Source organism: Nitrosomonas ureae (assembly GCF_001455205.1).
GTDB classification, from domain to species: Bacteria; Pseudomonadota; Gammaproteobacteria; order Burkholderiales; family Nitrosomonadaceae; genus Nitrosomonas; species Nitrosomonas ureae.
This window is the reverse complement of sequence record NZ_CP013341.1, coordinates 683,789-699,862: the sequence shown is the minus strand read 5'-3', so window position 1 is coordinate 699,862 and position 16,074 is coordinate 683,789. Positions and strand designations below refer to the sequence as shown.

Sequence of the window (16,074 nt, the reverse complement as noted above, 5' to 3'; positions counted from 1 at the left end):
CGTTTGCGCTATTCTTCCAGCGCCATTTCCAGTTCCAGCCAATTTTCCTCCAATTCCGCTACTTTCTTCTCGAGCTTGACGAGCGTTTCACTCAGTTGATCAATTTCATTCCGGGAACAGTTCACATAAGTAGCCGGATCGGCTAAACGGCGATTTGCCTCGGCCAATTCTTTTTGTGCAATCGTCAAAGTAGTTTCAAGCTTAGATTGCTTGGACAGCAGGATCTTTTTGTTAGGCTTGGTCGTCGTTTTGATTTGGGTTTTAGGTGCGATTGACCGTAATTCTTCAGCTTCTCTGGCGCGGCGGGCTTCTATCCAACGTTTATAATCTTCCAAGTCGCCATCCAGCAATTGCGCTTGGCCATCCGCCACCAGCCACAATTCATCCGCTACCGCACGCACCAGGCTGCGATCATGCGAAACCAACACCACAGCCCCGGTATAGGCCTCCAACGCCAGCGTCAGCGCATCGCGCATATCCAGATCCAGATGATTGGTCGGTTCATCCAGCAACAGGAAATGCGGTTTTTGCCAGGCCAGCATTGCCAGAGCCAGACGGCTCTTTTCTCCACCGGAGAAGGTCGCTACCGGACGATCTTCGTGATCCCCGCCCAGGCCAAATCTGCCGAGAAAATTACGCAAACTCAATTCGGTTTGTGCCGGATCAAGTCGTTTCATATGCTGTAAAGGAGTCGATTCACTATCGAGATTTTCCAACTGATGTTGGGCAAAGTAACCCATGCCGATGTTAGGCGCCTGCTCAATAAAGCCTGAAGTGGGCTTGATTTCCCCGGTCATTAATTTTATCAAGGTGGATTTTCCGGCACCGTTCGGTCCCAGTAATGCAATGCGCGAACCTGCTTGTAACACAAGATTGACATGCTGGAATAGCTGCTGATCACCGTAACCAAAGCTCATATCCTTTATCCGCAGCAAAACATCCGGGCTACGTTCTGGCGCTTCAATCTGCAGCCCAAAATGACCATCTTCAATGTGCACCGGTGCAAGGCGCGCCAGCCGATCCAGGGCTTTGATCCGGCTTTGTGCTTGTTTGGCTTTGGTTGCCTTGGCGCGAAAGCGCCGCACAAAATCTTCCATATGCGCAATTTGCTTTTGTTGTTGTTGAAACGCTTGAGCATGTTGCGCAAGATGTTCAGCACGCGCGCGCTCGAAATCATCGTAGTTACCGCTATAGCTATCAATTTTTCGGTTGTTGATATGCGCGATGCGCTGCACGCAAGCATTCAGAAACTCACGATCGTGAGAAACAACGATCACACTTCCCGGATAACGTGCTAAATACTGCTCTAGCCAAAGAATGGCTTCAAGATCCAGATGATTGGTAGGCTCATCCAGCAACAACAAATCAGCACGATGCATTAAGGCTCGAGCCAGATTCAAACGCATGCGCCAGCCGCCGGAAAAATGATTGACCGGTTTTTCCAGAATAGCATTGGCGAACCCCAGTCCATTTAGTAACTGCGCCGCGCGTGATCGTGCGCTATAACCACCGATCGTTTCGTAACGTTGCTGTGCCTCAAACCAGGCTGCATCATGTTCAACCTGCGCCAGAATTTTTTCCAGTTGACACAGCTCGACATCGCCATCCAACACAAATGAAATTGCCGATTGATCGGAATCGATGATCTCCTGTTCGACAAAAGCGACCGTTTTTCCGGATTGGAAGCTTACTTCCCCACTATCCGGTTTAAGCACGCCGCGAATCAATCGGAATAAAGTCGATTTGCCACTGCCATTCTTACCCACCAGCCCCACACGCTGATTGGAAAAAATTTGCAGATTGCAATTCTCCAGCAACGGAATGCCGCCCTGCAGATACGTTAAAGATTGAATGTCTAGCACAATGCCTTGGTTATAAATTGGTTAATTTTGTGATATTTTGACTGAGAGCTGATGTCAACAGAACCCGATACAGATAAGTATCTTCTAGTTTGGGTTCCCCTATTTATTTATCTAATATTCAGAATAGGGTGAATAATACTCTTGTTGCTTATGAAATTAGAATTCATCGCCAACACGAGGATGGAATGTATTGAAAGGAGGCCCGGCTGTCAAACACTGAATAATCAATTGAAGAAAACTTTAAAAAAGTGAGAACGGGATCCACGATTGGCTCGAAAAAATCATTGATTTGTGTGAATGCCTTAAATGGTGCCAGAACCGGCAAGCTCGGATACTCGAGAATCTGTCAATTCGTCGACTTCTACAAAATGGCGGTGATGATTCTTCACTTCTTACTCCAATGCGGGCATGCCTTCATTTCAATACCCTGTACTCGTTTAAATGAAGCGTGGAGAGGTCGCAAATTGAAAATATTGTCGATTAAGCGCAAATATTTATGCTTAATAATCTATATTCTCGATTTTGTATCTGTGATACTTTGCTTATTCGAGCATGAGCGTTACCTTTTTGTTTCATTTGATTTAAGGATTAACCCATATCAAACTCGGTAACACTCTTTATTTAAAATGCTTTATACGATTAAATCTGAACTAGTACAAATTATTTGTAAGATCTAAAATACCTCGAAACTTGAGTTCTCTCAGAGAGATTGATTATTTAGGAAGCCGCATATCGGCTATTTCTGGAAGCTTTTTTCTAATATTATCTCGAATATTGATTAGTTCATTTTCATTTGAAAATTTACTATCTTTACAATATTCAATGTAATCATCCTCAATACGTTTATATATCTCAAGAAGCTTGGCGTCTAATTTATCAAATTCTTTTTTTGTATTGTTCCATGCACTTATTAAGGCTGTTGCGTAGTTTTGATGATTACTAGCTTGATTCTTAATTGTACGTGTTAATTCCTCGATGGATGCTAGTTCTTTAACGGATAGATAGAGAGTCATTTGTTTCTTAAAATCATCAAGATTATCTTCCAGGTCTTTGGACAACATATAAACATAAATCACATGCGAAACGACTGCCTTATCATCAAATACAGTTAATAAATTCATATCATGTGCACATTGCCTAAAAGTATGCAGGTCACTGGATTTAAATGTAGTCCTAAAGAGGCTCTGGACATCTGAATTCTTAAAAATTTTGTTGAAATCTTCAGCGATACCTTTATCTTTGTTCCAACGCAATACTATTTCATCACCTAATAGTGCAGAGATAAGCTTTCTTTGCTTTTCTCGGTTTTTATTTTGAACGCTGACTTCGTACTTTCTTTCTTCTGATTTAACTACACCATGTATAAGATAGCCTAATATATTTCCAACTAGAGCAGCAATTATTATAAAAAATAAATGATGATCCATTGAAAAAGTTTTCCCAAGAATTTCTGTTATTTCTTTTAATCCAGGAGAGAATTCTTTAAGAGTCTGATTAATCTGATCTAGTATAGGGACGAGATTTTCCATGATAAAACCCTTAAAAAGAAATTACGATAATTATCAATTTAACTTTTGATTGTTGGAGATCAATAGTATAAGCGATTTGAGCGTTCCGAAAGGGATCAGATACAGAATCACCAGCATAGATTAAGGAACAGAAATATATCCAACTCATCAATAATATCCTCGATTCGCGACCTGTCTCCAAGCAGAGCTCTTTTTAGCTTTTGTTAAATCGTAAGAATTCCACCCGCACAAGATTTTGCCTGTTCCAGACGCACCAGCGTCGGCAGCAGATTGAGGTCGGTTTTCGCCTTCAATTCGTGTGCTTGTTTCTTGAGTTCATTCAGTGCGATCTCGATTTTCTCTCCGGTAGTGGCTATGGCAATGACGTTGCCGCTGTCGCAGGAAGGGAAAGCCAGAGCGCGTTGGTCGAACGAGGTTTTGATGCGTTCCAGGCTAGACTGGTACCCGCGGCTGCGCCCGAGCAAATTCACCACAAGAATGCCGTTATTGTTCAAGCGCGCGCGGCACATCCGGTAAAACGGCAGTCTATTCAGTTCACCGGGACGCGCATTGGCATCGAAACCATCCACCAGGATCAGGTCGTAAGTCTTGTCATGATTGGCGATATACTGTGAGCCGTCTGCAATCACGATATTAAGGCGGGACGCGTCTTCCGGCAGTTTGAAAAATTGCCTGGCTGCGGCAACCACGCGCGGTTCGATCTCAACCACGGTCAGTTCTGTTAGCGGATAGTGGCGATAAATAAATTTGGTCAGGGATGCTGCGCCAAGGCCGATCAGCAGCACGTTGCGCGGAAAGCGCGCAGCGTCTCTCAGTAACAGGCTGGCCATCATCTCCCGGGTATAGTCGAGTTCCAGACGCCAGGGGCGCGCGATGCGCATTGCACCCTGGATCCAGTCGGAGCCGAAATGCAATGTGCGCACTCCGGCTTGTTCACGGATATCGATGGGAAAGCTCATGTGCGGAAATTTCTTATCAGATCGGCTAAATCAAAAACAATAACGCCAATCCTATTCCGCCAGCTGTTGCCAGCATGCCCGAAATACACTGCCTTGCTAGTAAACGGTGACCGAAGAAAAAAATGAGACCAAGTTTGAAGCCGATGTTGGAGAGCAATCCCAGTGAAATGGCCATGACGGTTTGCGTGATGTCCAGTTTTCCCAGTTCGTATAAGCGCAAGCTTGATAAGGTGATAGCATCGACATCGGTTAAGCCGGAGATCACTGCGACTGCGTATAATCCACCGCTGCCCGCGATGTCGGAAAGCCATGCGGAGCAGAACAGGACAATGCCATAAATCAGTCCAAAGGTTGCTGCTGTTCGGATCTCGGTAGGATTCTTGATTTCCGGCATGGGCGCTTCTTCTTGCAGCGCGCTGAGCTTGTGCCACCAGTAAGCCGTAACGCTGGCTCCCAATAGAAAGCCGCTGCCCAGAACGGGTAGCAATTGCGGCACTATGGCAGGAGAAGCCACCGCACTGATTATGGCTAAGCGGATCAGGACGGTCAGGTTGGCGATCAGGATAACCACGACGGCCAGTTGAGTAAAACTCTGATTCTCAACGCTGCGGCGCGCGTATACCAGCGTTGTGGCAGTACTGGAAACCAGTCCGCCGAATAAACCCAAAATAGCGCCATGACGTTGTCCCAGGAGTCGGAGTGCGATATATCCCGCAAGGCTGACGCCCGATATCAATACCACCATAAGCCAGATCTGATAAGGATTAGTTGCCTCATAAGGCCCAAAATTCTTATCCGGCAGGATCGGCAGGATGATAAACGACAGTACGGCAAACTGTAATACCGAGATCAAATCGCGTCGACTCAGATTCTGCGTGATGCCGTGCAATTCTGCTTTGAAATACAGCAATATCGTGGTGATAATCGCCAGCATGACAGCCAGGTTATGGTAACCGTACCACACGGCAGCGCCCAGACCATAGCAGACCAGAATCGCGGCTACTGTCGTAGTGCCCGGATCGGCGTTTTTGTCTTTGGCGCGGAGATAAGTGGAAATGGTCATCAGACCGACAATCACCAAACCGCTCGGCAGCAGCCAGGGCGTGGCTTTTTCCGACAGCATTGCAGCCAGCGTACCGAATAATGCAACCAACGCAAAAGTTCTCAATCCTGCCCGAGATCCCGGGCTACGCTCACGTTCCAACCCGATCAGCAAGCCGATCGCCAAGCTGGTTAGAAAATGCGGCAAAGCGGCCAATTCGCCATTGAGTGTGAATTCAAGATGCATTGTTGATTATGGATAAATCTGCCTGAAACCAGTGTTCAAGCAGAAATTGCAAAGATGTTTTTCCATTATATTCATTGACCTGTAATCGATAAACGGCGTCGATGATATCAGGCAGCGGATCGTTCTGGAAAAACAGGATACCGTCGAAAGTATTATCCGATTTTCGTAATTGATCGCTGTCTGCGCAATCCAGTTTTCTGAGCTTCAATTTCAAGTGTTTTTCGCCGACAATGCGTTGACTTTCGACATAGAACCGGGCATTGAACGAAGGTTGGGGGAAACCTTGCCCCCACACCTGGCGATCAAGATATGCCGCTAATTCAAGGTTGATTTCAGCGGGCTCCAGATCGCCATCGGTTTCGATGATTTGTGTCAAATTGGCAGGTGTCAGCAAAATTTGCGCCACGTGCTCAAAGGCATCGCGGAATTTTTCAAAATCTCCGGCATTGATAGTTAATCCGGCTGCAGCAGCGTGACCCCCGAATTTGCTAATCAACTCGGGGCGTTGTTTAGCGACCAGATCCAGTGCGTCGCGCAAATGTAAACCGTTGATTGATCGTCCGGAACCTTTGATTTCGCCGTGACTGCCCGGTGCGAAAATGATGACCGGCCGGTGATATTTATCCTTGATGCGCGATGCGAGTATGCCGATGACGCCTTGGTGCCAATCTTGATCAAACAGGCAGATACTATAGGTGGTCTGGATTTCTTCATCACGGATTTTAAGGATGTCATCCAGCTTGATCAACGCGCTTTCCTGCATGGAGGATTCAATTTCCCGACGCTGTCGGTTCAGTTCATCCAATTGTTTGGCAATTTCCAATGCATAAGTTTCATCATCGGTAATCAAGCATTCAATGCCAAGTGACATATCGTCTAGGCGCCCGGCTGCATTGAGCCGCGGTCCCAGCATAAAACCCAGTTCATAGGTGGAGATTTGCGCATAGTCGCGCCGTGATACTTGCAATAGCGCATTGATGCCCGCACAAGCGCGCCCTTTCCGAATCCGTTCTAAGCCCTGCTGTACCAGGATGCGGTTATTACTATCCAGTTTGACGACATCGGCGACGGTACCTAATGCGACCAGATCCAGGAAACCGGCGAGATTCGGTTCCTGACCTGTTGCGAAAGCGCCCCGTTGACGCAATTCCGCGCGTAACGCCAGCATTAGATAGAAAATGACTCCCACACCTGCAATACTTTTGCTGGGAAAGGGACATCCCGGCTGATTGGGATTGATAATAGCCATGGCCGCAGGTAATGCATCGCCAGGCAAATGATGATCGGTGATGATCACTTGCATACCCAGACGGTTGGCGGTTGATACGCCTTCAACGCTGGCGATACCGTTATCGACGGTAATCAGTAGATCAGGTTGTTTGGTTTTGTGCGCCAGATGTACGATTTCCGGAGTCAGGCCATAGCCGAATTCAAACCGATTGGGTACCAGATAATCAATGGTGGCACCAAACTTGCGTAAAATACGGATACCGATCGCACAGGCCGTAGCACCATCGGAGTCGTAATCAGCAATTATTAGCAGACGCTTCTCTGCGGCAATGGCATCGGCAAGCAAGGCCGCAGTTACCGTGATATTTTTGAGTTGTGCGAATGGGATCAGGCGTATCAGTTCAGTTTCGAGCTGGCTTGAGTTTTCAATACCGCGTGCAGCAAAAATACGGGCAAGTACCGGAGGTAATCCGCAGTCATGCAGTGTTTGGAAAGACTGTAAATTATACGAACGAGTAGTGATTCTAGTCATGTATCGGAGAAGTAATAGTACGCAAAATTTTTAAGAACGAATTTATTCTGCGGGTATTTCTGCTTCTGCTGCAAGTTTTTCCACTTTAAGCACATGTAAGCGACGGCTATCAACCCGTTGCACAGTGAATTTGAAGTGACCGATCACGACATTTTCGCCGCGATTAGGCAAGCGGCCAAATTTGTTGAGCACCAGCCCGCCTATGGTATCGAAATCATCGTTGCTGAAGGGTGCGCCAAGTGCTTCATTGAAGCTGTCAATCTCGGTGATCGCCTTGACACGGTATTGTCCATCCGACTCCATGACGATGTTATCTTCCTCATCATCAAAATCGTATTCGTCTTCAATTTCTCCCACAATCTGTTCGAGGACATCTTCAATCGTCACTAGGCCGGCTACCCCTCCATATTCATTCACGACGATGGCCATATGATTGCGATTACTGCGGAATTCCTTAAGCAGGATATTGAGTCGCTTGGATTCGGGGATGAATACAGCCGGACGCAACATGTCGCGGATATTGAATTCTTCCGGATCGGCGTAATAGCGCAGTAAATCCTTCGCCAGCAGAATACCGATAATTTCATCTTCGCTGCCTTCTATAACCGGAAAACGGGAATGCGCAGCTTCAATGACAAAGGGAATGAATTGTTCCGGCTTCTTGCTGATGTCGACAACATCCATTTGCGAACGCGGCACCATGATATCGCGTGCCTGCATTTCGGAAACTTGCATGACCCCTTCGATCATGCTGAGTGCATCGGAATCGAGCAAATTGCGTTCAAAGGCGGAGTGCAACAGCGTGATCAGTTGTTCGCGATCTTCCGGTTTGCGGATGAGCATTGCCCCTAACCGCTCCAACCAGCCGCTTTTAGGTGGGGGTTCGTCCATGATGTATTTGAAATCCAGTGGGTGTGAGAAAAAAATGAAGCAGGAATTTTCTTTGGCAGCTTCGTGGGAATAGGAGCATTACAGGACTATTACACGATATTTGCATTGCCATATTCTAAATAAGGATTTGTAAAACCAAGCTTGGTTAGTATTTGTATTTCCAATTGTTCCATACATGCAGCATCGGAATCTTCAATGTGATCATAGCCTTGTAAATGCAATATGCCATGAATGGTTAGATGGGCGTAATGTGCCATTAGATTTTTGTCCTGTTGTTGTGCCTCTTTGTTGATCACAGGTGCGCATAGTATGATATCGCCCGTTAAAGGTTCTGCATCGTCATAAACAAAGGTTAGCACATTAGTGGCGTAATTTTTATTACGAAATTGCTGATTAAGTTCTCGTCCTTCCTTTTCATCCACAAGTCGTAAAACAACCTCGGCTTCTTGCATCAATGCAATTTTGGTCCAACGGCGGAATTGTGGTCGACTGGGTACTGCCGTGCATTCTGTTGCGTATTGCACCATCAGTCTGAATGAATTTGTTCTCTGGACAAAACGATCAGGATTGCCGGGTTTGTTTGTCGTGCTTTTCATAGGCGGTGACAATGCGTTGAACGAGCGGATGCCTTACCACATCTTCAGACAGAAAATGGGTAAAGGCGATGCCGCGTATGTCTTTTAGGATGTGTTGGGCCTCGATTAAACCGCTTTTCTGATGTTTGGGCAGATCAATTTGGGTGACATCACCAGTGATGACTGCTTTGGAGCCAAGCCCCATGCGGGTTAGAAACATTTTCATTTGTTCTGGCGTAGTGTTTTGTGCTTCATCCAGAATAATGAAGGACTGATTCAGCGTGCGTCCACGCATAAAGGCCAGTGGCGCGATTTCGATGGTATTGCGCTCAAAGTGCTTGGTTGTCTTATCAAAGCCCATTAAATCATATAGCGCATCATACAGCGGACGTAAATACGGATCGACTTTTTGAGTCATATCGCCGGGTAAAAAACCTAAGCGCTCACCGGCCTCAACAGCCGGGCGAACCAAAATCAAACGGGATACCAGGCCGCGTTCAAGTGCATCGACTGCGCTAGCTACCGCTAGATAGGTTTTTCCGGTACCGGCGGGACCGATGGCGAAGGTGATGTCGTGCTCCTGAATTTGCTGCAAGTATTGAACCTGACGCGGTGTGCGGCCATATAAATTACTGCGGCGTGTCAGTAGTCCGGATGTTGCTGGTTGTGTGATTCCGACACAATCGGTGGCGACACTGTTGTCTTCCGCCGTGTAATGTGGATTCATCGCTTCGATCAAGCCGAGTTGAATATGCTCCAGGCTTAAGTGGTGCTGTGATTGATTATAAAAATTGCGCAACACTTTTGCCGCAAGCTTTGTTTGACCGGATTTGCCCGATAAGCTGAAGTGTTCGCCACGTCGAGAAATGGTGACATCCAGCGCAGTTTCAACTTGCTTTAAATTTTCATCCAGCGCACCGCACAAATTGGCAAGGCGTTGGTTATCGGTGGGTGTAAAAGAAATTTCTAAGGGAGTTGGCTTCAATGTCGGAGAATGCTGTTTTGATAGGATGATTTTCGCAGTGCACGGAATACTTTGCAAGTAAAACTCATGCCAGGATATATTTGATCATTCATATACGAGATCTCCGCGCAGAGAATGCGCGCGGGTTTCAGTGATACGTACATTGACAAATTGCCCAATCAACTCGGAATCGCCGGCTAAATTGACGACACGGTTGTTATCCGTGCGCCCGCTCAGTTCATCGAGATTCTTTTTAGATGCACCTTCCAGCAATACTCGCTGAACTGTGCCGATCATTTGCAGGCTGATTTTGCGGGATTGCGAACTCAACTGTGCTTGTAAACGGTGTAACCGTTCCAGTTTCTCTTCCTGTGCCAAATCATCGGGTAAGTCGGCTGCGGGCGTGCCGGGGCGCGGACTGTATACGAAACTGTATGAATCGTCAAAATTCATCTCTTCGACCAGCTTCAGCGTTGCTTGGAAATCTGCCTCGGTTTCTCCGGGGAAGCCAACAATGAAATCTGATGATAATGAAATATCTGGACGTATAGCGCGCAGTTTCCTGATAATGGATTTGTATTCCAATACGCTATATCCTCGCTTCATAGCGGCCAGTATCCGGTCAGAGCCGGATTGCACCGGCAGGTGCAAGTGATTGACTAATTTGGGTAACTGGTTGTAAGCCTGAATCAGCCGCGTCGTAAACTCTTTAGGATGAGACGTTGTGTAGCGGATGCGCTCAATTCCCGGGATTTCATGAAGATATTCGAGTAGCAAGGCGAAATCAGCAATTTCACCATCGTTCATCATCCCCAGGTAAGCATTGACATTCTGCCCCAGCAAAGTGATTTCTTTAATGCCCTGATCGGCAAGTACGGCGATTTCTGTCAGTACATCATCCAGCGGGCGGGAAACTTCTTCGCCGCGCGTGTAGGGAACCACGCAGAAGCTGCAATATTTGCTGCAGCCTTCCATGATTGAGACAAACGCTGTGATCCCTTCGGTGCGGGCAGGTGGCAAGTGGTCGAATTTTTCTATCTCAGGAAAAGAAATATCAACTTGCGAGCGCCCGGTTGCTTTGCGAGTTTCTATGAGTTGCGGCAATCGGTGCAAGGTCTGCGGACCAAATACAATATCGACAAATGGCGCGCGGCTGACGATCGCCTTGCCTTCCTGGCTGGCGACACATCCACCGACCCCGATTAGCAAATCAGGATTGCGTTCTTTCAAGTGCCGTACCCGCCCAAGGTCATGGAATACTTTTTCTTGTGCTTTCTCACGCACAGAGCAGGTATTGAATAAAATCATATCAGCTTCAGCCGGATCATTGGTTGATTCCATGCCATAAGCGGCATGCAGCACATCAGCCATTTTTTCCGAGTCGTACTCGTTCATCTGGCATCCAAAGGTTTTGATATAAAGTTTATTGCTCACGGATTTGGCTCTTGAAATGTAAAAAGGTTACGGGGTTATCGAAGTATTTGCTGTCCCTGGTTTTCAGCTTCCTTGACTTCATCCGGGGTCAAAATCCAAACACGATGAAGATTTCCCATAATATCCAACTGATAGCGGATAAGACCAACATAGCTTGCGGCATTAGGTAAAATGATTAAATTATCTATCCCACGGATTTGTCCGCCTGGCCCCATTTGCATTTCCTGGTTATTAATGACGAATAATGGAAAAGAAACAGCGGTTAAATTCCCCAGTTGGCTATTGACAGGAAATTTTCTGGTTTGCTGACTAAATGCTGATTGCGGCATTGCCATCAGCCCAATTATCAGTAATAGGAATATTCCGAAAGTTTTGTTCATGTGAAACCGGGCTGGAGCAAATTAATCGTAGGAGTCAAGCTGATTATACCTAATTTATTGGAAGCTAATGATACGTTAAATTAATGGCAAAACGACATAATCCATACAATGTGCATTAATAGATTAGGATGAGAGTTAAAACCAGTGGCCGCGTGAAGAACATGTGTATATGTGTATTAATGCTAAATATGCCACTTTATAGTAGAAGCCGACCCAGGTATTTGCAGTTTCATTTTTGAAATTATTACAAGCTATCTTTTGCTATGATTATTAGGGATAAAATTATTCTAGCAGCCGAGCATCTGATAAAAATGAGTAAACTGAATATCATTGCTAGAAATGAGAATCCGAAAGATAGAGTGGTCTCTTTAAAGAATTGAGAACAATTTATCTGATTCGGCAGTTATATCTTTGGCCATAAATGAATTGAGGGTCGGGTTGTTACCTAAATAATCGTTGTGCTCATTATGGTTGCTGGGTGTGTTTTAACCAAGGAAAATTCATGAGAGATGTAGTGGTTTTAAGCGGGGTACGAACAGCCATAGGTGATTATGGTGGTTCATTGCAACAGATTGCTCCGGCTGATCTGGCGGCAAAAGTAGTGCGAGAAGCCGTATTGCGGGCAAAAATTGACCCTAATGATGTTGGGCATCTGGTTTTTGGTAATGTGATTCCCGGAGAATCGCGCGATATGTATTTAGCACGTGTGGCCTGTATCAATGGCGGCTTGCCGCAACATACTTCGGCGCTGACAGTTAATCGTTTGTGCGGAAGCGGATTGCAAGCCATTATTTCGGCCAGCCAAAGTATTATGCTCAATGATACTGATGTGGCAGTCGCGGGCGGTGCGGAATCCATGAGTCGAGGTGGTTATTTATTACCGGCATTGCGCTGGGGGCAGCGCATGAATGACGGAGGTGCCGTGGATATGATGATCGGTGCGCTTACCGATCCATTTGATCACGTGCATATGGGGATCACAGCTGAAAATATTGCAGAAAAATGGAGAATTAGCAGAACAGAGCAGGATGCATTTGCAATGGAGAGTCATCGTCGTGCCTTGAGTGCGATTAATAATGGCTACTTCAAAGAGCAAATATTGCCTGTTGAAATTGTTGTTGGTAAAAAAACAGTTCTTTTTGATACTGATGAGCATCCACGTGAAGATACGAATTTAGAGAGTTTAGGTAAACTTCGATCTATTTTTAAAAGAGAGGGTACGGTAACTGCAGGTAATGCCTCCGGTATAAACGATAGTGCAGCTGCAGTGGTTTTGATGGAGAGTAGTGTGGCACGGAAAAGGGGTTTAAAGCCAATGGCGCGTTTGGTTGCCTATGGTCATGCCGGTGTAGATCCAAAATTTATGGGGATCGGGCCGGTGCCCGCTGTGCAAATGGCATTGCAGCGTTCAAATATCAAACTAGCAGAGCTGGATGTGATTGAGTCCAATGAAGCATTTGCTGTACAAGCTTGTGCGGTCGCAAAGGAATTGCAATTTGATCCGGGAAAAACTAATCCGAATGGAGGGGCAGTGGCATTAGGTCACCCGATAGGTGCAACAGGTTGTATTTTAACAATCAAAGCGCTGTATGAATTGCAGCGTGCCGGTGGGCGCTATGCGCTGGTCACTATGTGCATTGGGGGGGGCAAGGGATTGCGGCAATCTTTGAGAAATATGAATAGCGGCGTAGGACTTGTTGTTTGAACCCGGTAAAAAAAGAAGTGCAACAGATAGAAGTTAAATGCGAGTTGGCGTTGACTGACAGGGACAATTAGGCTATAGTTGCGCCTTTTTTAAGTGCAGATATGCTGTCTGTTCCAAGGGCAGATAAAGAATGTCTTGGATAAAGAGTAGGTCGCTTAAAATTGTTCTGCTTGTGCAGTTGTTGTTTACGTCTGCCCTAGTAATTATCTTTATGCTTGCACTTGGCAAGCATGGCGCAATTTCAGCAATGCTGGGCGGGGGGGTGAGCGTAATTTCCTCAACAGTATTTGCGTTAATTGTGTCGCGTCATCAAGGATATACGGCAGGCGATGCGATTAGAACTGCGCTAAGAGCCGAAGCGGTTAAAATAATATTAATAATTGGTTTGTTATGGATAGTGTTCAGGTTTTACGCAAGTGTTAATGCGCCTGTATTTATTGGAACATTCATTCTGATGGTTTTAGTTTATAGCATGGTGTTATTCGTAGCAGACGATAAGAAGATAAGATAAATTCATAAGTGAAGCAGGCAGCACATGGCATTAGATACAGAACTTACACCCACGTCATATATTGAGCATCATCTCACCTATTTTACAACACAAATCCGGGAAGGATCATTCTGGGTTCTCCATGTTGATACTTTGGTAACATCCATTATTCTGGGTGTTATAAGCTTGGGGTTTATATGGCTGGTGGTGCGTAAGGCAACCTCTGGGGTGCCGTCCAAGACTCAGGCTTTTGTCGAGCTGGCTGTTGAGTTCATTGATAATGAAGTCAAGAATACATTTCACGGCAACCGGCATGTATTTGTCGCGCCCGCAGCATTAACAATTTTTGTGTGGGTTTTGATGATGAATGCCATGGATATTCTGCCCATCGATATTATGGCGTGGATTATGGAACATGCGTTTGGTTTGCATAATTGGAAGATAGTGCCAACAACAGATGTTAATACAACTTTTGCATTGGCTTTGTCAATTTGGTTGCTTATGCTTTTCTTTAATGTAAAGGTTAAGGGGTTGGGTGGTTGGATGCATGAGCTTTTTTGCACGCCATTTGGAAAAAACCCATTATTATGGCCATTGAATTTATTATTCAATTTTATTGAATATGTATCAAAACCGTTATCTCATTCTCTACGGCTTTTCGGAAATATATATGCGGGTGAAATTATTTTTCTATTGCTGGGCATGTGGGCGGCAACCGGCATATCGGGTACAATTTTTGGTGCAGTATTGGGTGCGGGGTGGGCAATATTCCATATCTTGATTGTTACTTTGCAAGCATTTATCTTCATGATGTTGACGGTTGTGTATCTGTCGATGGCGCATGAATCACATTAGTTCTAGGTTTTTAGTGTTGCATATTTTTAATCTTACAGAAGGGAATTAAAATGGAGAATTTGCAGTATTTGGCAATGATTCAGGCATATACCGGGATAGGCATCGGTTTGATGATTGGTCTTGGTGCGGCTGGTGCATGTATAGGGGTTGGGGTTATGTGTAGTCGCTTTCTTGAAGGTGCGGCACGTCAACCCGAAATGATTCCAACTTTGCAGGGCAAAGTATTTCTTTTGTTAGGTTTGACAGACGCGTCATTTATTATTGCTGTCGGTCTGGCAATGTTGTTTGCATTTGGTAATCCATTGCTGGCAGTAATTCAGTAATAATGTCATTGCTGTTTAGATCAGATAATACAGGCTTGTCATGAATATTAACTTTACTTTAATTTCTCAGGCGATAGCCTTTTCAGTCTTCATTTGGTTTACTGTTAAATTTGTATGGCCGCCATTGTTGCGCGCAATAGAAGATCGACAAAAAACAATTGCTGACGGCTTGGCTGCTGGTGAGCGTGGACGTCACGAATTAGAATTGGCAAGTCAGCGTTCTTCAGATGTTTTGAAAGATGCGAAGCAGCGTGCCTCAGAAATAATTATTCAAGCTGAGAAACGTGCCACAGAAATTATTGAAGAAGCAAAAAAATCTGCAAAAGAAGAAGGTGATCGAATAGTGGCTGGTGCTAAAGCAGATATCGAGCATGAAATTTTCAGTGCAAAAGAAGTGCTAAGGCAACAAGTTTCGGAATTGGCGGTGGCGGGAGCGGCAAAAATTTTACGTCGCGAAGTGGATGCTAAAGCGCATGCTGATCTGCTTGTCGCAATACGGGAAGATTTAAAATAATGGCTGAAGCAATTACTGTTGCAAGACCGTACGCGGAGGCGGCATATAAGTTTGCTGTTGAAAAAAAGGAATTGTCTCAATGGTCAAAAATATTGCAGCTTGCTGCTTCTATAGCAGAAGATAGTCAAATGAAGCTTCTTGTTGGGAATCCGCGGATATCGATTAGTCAGTTAAGTGAATTGATTCTGGATGTTGGTGGAAAAAAATTTCCCTCCGAGGCGCGGAATCTAATTATGTTGATGGTTGAAAATAAACGCGTACTGCTGTTATCGCAAGTGAGTCAACTGTTTGAGCAACTGAAAGCACAGCATGAAGGTATTTTGGAGGCAAAGATTATCAGTGCATTTAAAATGCAGAACGATCAAATTGATAAATTAATTGATAATTTAGAGCGAAAATTTAATCGTAAGATAGAAGCTCAAGTAAGTATTGATCCGGAATTGATAGGTGGCGTCAAAGTGGAAATTGGTGATGAAACTTTGGATGCGTCAGTTCGCGGAAAACTAGAAGCCATGGCTGTTGCCCTTAAAAGCTAGGAGTTAA

At 45.3% G+C, this 16,074-nt stretch carries 16 protein-coding genes; 6 read left to right on the top strand and 10 right to left on the bottom strand.

Annotated elements, in window-relative coordinates; translation table 11 throughout:
- Positions 1 to 8 precede the first annotated feature (8 nt).
- The 10 genes from ATY38_RS03375 to ATY38_RS03330 form a co-directional block, all read right to left on the bottom strand.
- The gene (locus ATY38_RS03375; protein ID WP_062558054.1) at positions 9 to 1,862 is read right to left on the bottom strand and encodes an ABC-F family ATP-binding cassette domain-containing protein; all 1,854 of its coding nucleotides are present in this window, start codon (positions 1,860 to 1,862) and stop codon (positions 9 to 11) included.
- Positions 1,863 to 2,575: 713 nt separating this feature from the next.
- Positions 2,576 to 3,391 (bottom strand): hypothetical protein, encoded by an 816-nt coding sequence (locus ATY38_RS03370; protein WP_062558053.1) that lies wholly within the window; start codon positions 3,389 to 3,391, stop codon positions 2,576 to 2,578.
- A gap of 203 nt (positions 3,392 to 3,594) precedes the next feature.
- A complete protein-coding gene (locus tag ATY38_RS03365) occupies positions 3,595 to 4,350 on the bottom strand; it encodes a fused MFS/spermidine synthase (protein WP_062558052.1) in 756 nt (251 codons plus the stop codon).
- A gap of 25 nt (positions 4,351 to 4,375) precedes the next feature.
- The gene (locus ATY38_RS03360) at positions 4,376 to 5,638 is read right to left on the bottom strand and encodes an MgtC/SapB family protein (protein WP_062558051.1); all 1,263 of its coding nucleotides are present in this window, start codon (positions 5,636 to 5,638) and stop codon (positions 4,376 to 4,378) included.
- The gene (recJ, locus tag ATY38_RS03355; protein ID WP_062558050.1) at positions 5,628 to 7,400 is read right to left on the bottom strand and encodes a single-stranded-DNA-specific exonuclease RecJ; all 1,773 of its coding nucleotides are present in this window, start codon (positions 7,398 to 7,400) and stop codon (positions 5,628 to 5,630) included. The genes ATY38_RS03360 and recJ overlap by 11 nt, the downstream gene beginning before the upstream one ends.
- 42 nt (positions 7,401 to 7,442) lie before the next feature.
- The gene (locus ATY38_RS03350; RefSeq protein ID WP_062558049.1) at positions 7,443 to 8,291 is read right to left on the bottom strand and encodes an HlyC/CorC family transporter; all 849 of its coding nucleotides are present in this window, start codon (positions 8,289 to 8,291) and stop codon (positions 7,443 to 7,445) included.
- A gap of 89 nt (positions 8,292 to 8,380) precedes the next feature.
- Positions 8,381 to 8,887 carry an rRNA maturation RNase YbeY gene (gene ybeY, locus ATY38_RS03345; protein WP_074701576.1) on the bottom strand — a complete coding sequence of 169 codons (507 nt, stop codon included), beginning with the start codon at positions 8,885 to 8,887 and terminating at the stop codon, positions 8,381 to 8,383.
- Positions 8,853 to 9,851 carry a PhoH family protein gene (locus ATY38_RS03340; protein WP_062560079.1) on the bottom strand — a complete coding sequence of 333 codons (999 nt, stop codon included), beginning with the start codon at positions 9,849 to 9,851 and terminating at the stop codon, positions 8,853 to 8,855. Before ATY38_RS03340 ends, ybeY begins: the two co-directional genes overlap by 35 nt.
- An 84-nt stretch (positions 9,852 to 9,935) precedes the next feature.
- Entirely contained in the window at positions 9,936 to 11,264 is a 1,329-nt protein-coding gene (gene miaB, locus ATY38_RS03335; protein WP_062558047.1) for a tRNA (N6-isopentenyl adenosine(37)-C2)-methylthiotransferase MiaB, read from the bottom strand.
- 35 nt (positions 11,265 to 11,299) lie between these two features.
- The gene (locus tag ATY38_RS03330) at positions 11,300 to 11,644 is read right to left on the bottom strand and encodes a hypothetical protein (protein WP_235590380.1); all 345 of its coding nucleotides are present in this window, start codon (positions 11,642 to 11,644) and stop codon (positions 11,300 to 11,302) included.
- Between the two features lie 502 nt (positions 11,645 to 12,146).
- Between ATY38_RS03330 and ATY38_RS03325 the strand changes: the two genes are divergently transcribed.
- The 6 genes from ATY38_RS03325 (at position 12,147) to ATY38_RS03300 (ending at position 16,067) form a co-directional block, all read left to right on the top strand.
- Entirely contained in the window at positions 12,147 to 13,349 is a 1,203-nt protein-coding gene (locus tag ATY38_RS03325; protein ID WP_062558046.1) for an acetyl-CoA C-acyltransferase family protein, read from the top strand.
- A 130-nt stretch (positions 13,350 to 13,479) separates the two neighbouring features.
- Positions 13,480 to 13,860: an ATP synthase subunit I gene (locus ATY38_RS03320; RefSeq protein ID WP_062558045.1), complete on the top strand. Its 381-nt coding sequence runs from the start codon at positions 13,480 to 13,482 to the stop codon at positions 13,858 to 13,860.
- A gap of 24 nt (positions 13,861 to 13,884) precedes the next feature.
- Positions 13,885 to 14,694 (top strand): F0F1 ATP synthase subunit A, encoded by an 810-nt coding sequence (atpB, locus tag ATY38_RS03315; RefSeq protein ID WP_062558044.1) that lies wholly within the window; start codon positions 13,885 to 13,887, stop codon positions 14,692 to 14,694.
- Positions 14,695 to 14,744: 50 nt separating this feature from the next.
- Positions 14,745 to 15,017 (top strand): F0F1 ATP synthase subunit C, encoded by a 273-nt coding sequence (gene atpE, locus ATY38_RS03310; RefSeq protein ID WP_013646518.1) that lies wholly within the window; start codon positions 14,745 to 14,747, stop codon positions 15,015 to 15,017.
- Between the two features lie 40 nt (positions 15,018 to 15,057).
- Complete coding sequence (locus ATY38_RS03305; protein WP_062558043.1) at positions 15,058 to 15,531, top strand: F0F1 ATP synthase subunit B; 474 nt, start codon at positions 15,058 to 15,060, stop codon at positions 15,529 to 15,531.
- The gene (locus ATY38_RS03300; protein ID WP_062558042.1) at positions 15,531 to 16,067 is read left to right on the top strand and encodes a F0F1 ATP synthase subunit delta; all 537 of its coding nucleotides are present in this window, start codon (positions 15,531 to 15,533) and stop codon (positions 16,065 to 16,067) included. The genes ATY38_RS03305 and ATY38_RS03300 overlap by 1 nt, the downstream gene beginning before the upstream one ends.
- The last annotated feature ends 7 nt before the right edge of the window (positions 16,068 to 16,074 follow it).

Coding starts and splice junctions, on each gene's coding strand:
- ATY38_RS03370 (WP_062558053.1), bottom strand. CDS start 3,391: ATGGAAAATCTCGTCCCTATACTAGATCAGATTAATCAGACTCTTAAA.
- ATY38_RS03365 (WP_062558052.1), bottom strand. CDS start 4,350: ATGAGCTTTCCCATCGATATCCGTGAACAAGCCGGAGTGCGCACATTG.
- ATY38_RS03360 (WP_062558051.1), bottom strand. CDS start 5,638: ATGCATCTTGAATTCACACTCAATGGCGAATTGGCCGCTTTGCCGCAT.
- recJ (WP_062558050.1), bottom strand. CDS start 7,400: ATGACTAGAATCACTACTCGTTCGTATAATTTACAGTCTTTCCAAACA.
- ATY38_RS03350 (WP_062558049.1), bottom strand. CDS start 8,291: ATGGACGAACCCCCACCTAAAAGCGGCTGGTTGGAGCGGTTAGGGGCA.
- ybeY (WP_074701576.1), bottom strand. CDS start 8,887: ATGAAAAGCACGACAAACAAACCCGGCAATCCTGATCGTTTTGTCCAG.
- ATY38_RS03330 (WP_235590380.1), bottom strand. CDS start 11,644: ATGAACAAAACTTTCGGAATATTCCTATTACTGATAATTGGGCTGATG.
- ATY38_RS03325 (WP_062558046.1), top strand. CDS start 12,147: ATGAGAGATGTAGTGGTTTTAAGCGGGGTACGAACAGCCATAGGTGAT.
- ATY38_RS03320 (WP_062558045.1), top strand. CDS start 13,480: ATGTCTTGGATAAAGAGTAGGTCGCTTAAAATTGTTCTGCTTGTGCAG.
- atpB (WP_062558044.1), top strand. CDS start 13,885: ATGGCATTAGATACAGAACTTACACCCACGTCATATATTGAGCATCAT.
- atpE (WP_013646518.1), top strand. CDS start 14,745: ATGGAGAATTTGCAGTATTTGGCAATGATTCAGGCATATACCGGGATA.
- ATY38_RS03305 (WP_062558043.1), top strand. CDS start 15,058: ATGAATATTAACTTTACTTTAATTTCTCAGGCGATAGCCTTTTCAGTC.
- ATY38_RS03300 (WP_062558042.1), top strand. CDS start 15,531: ATGGCTGAAGCAATTACTGTTGCAAGACCGTACGCGGAGGCGGCATAT.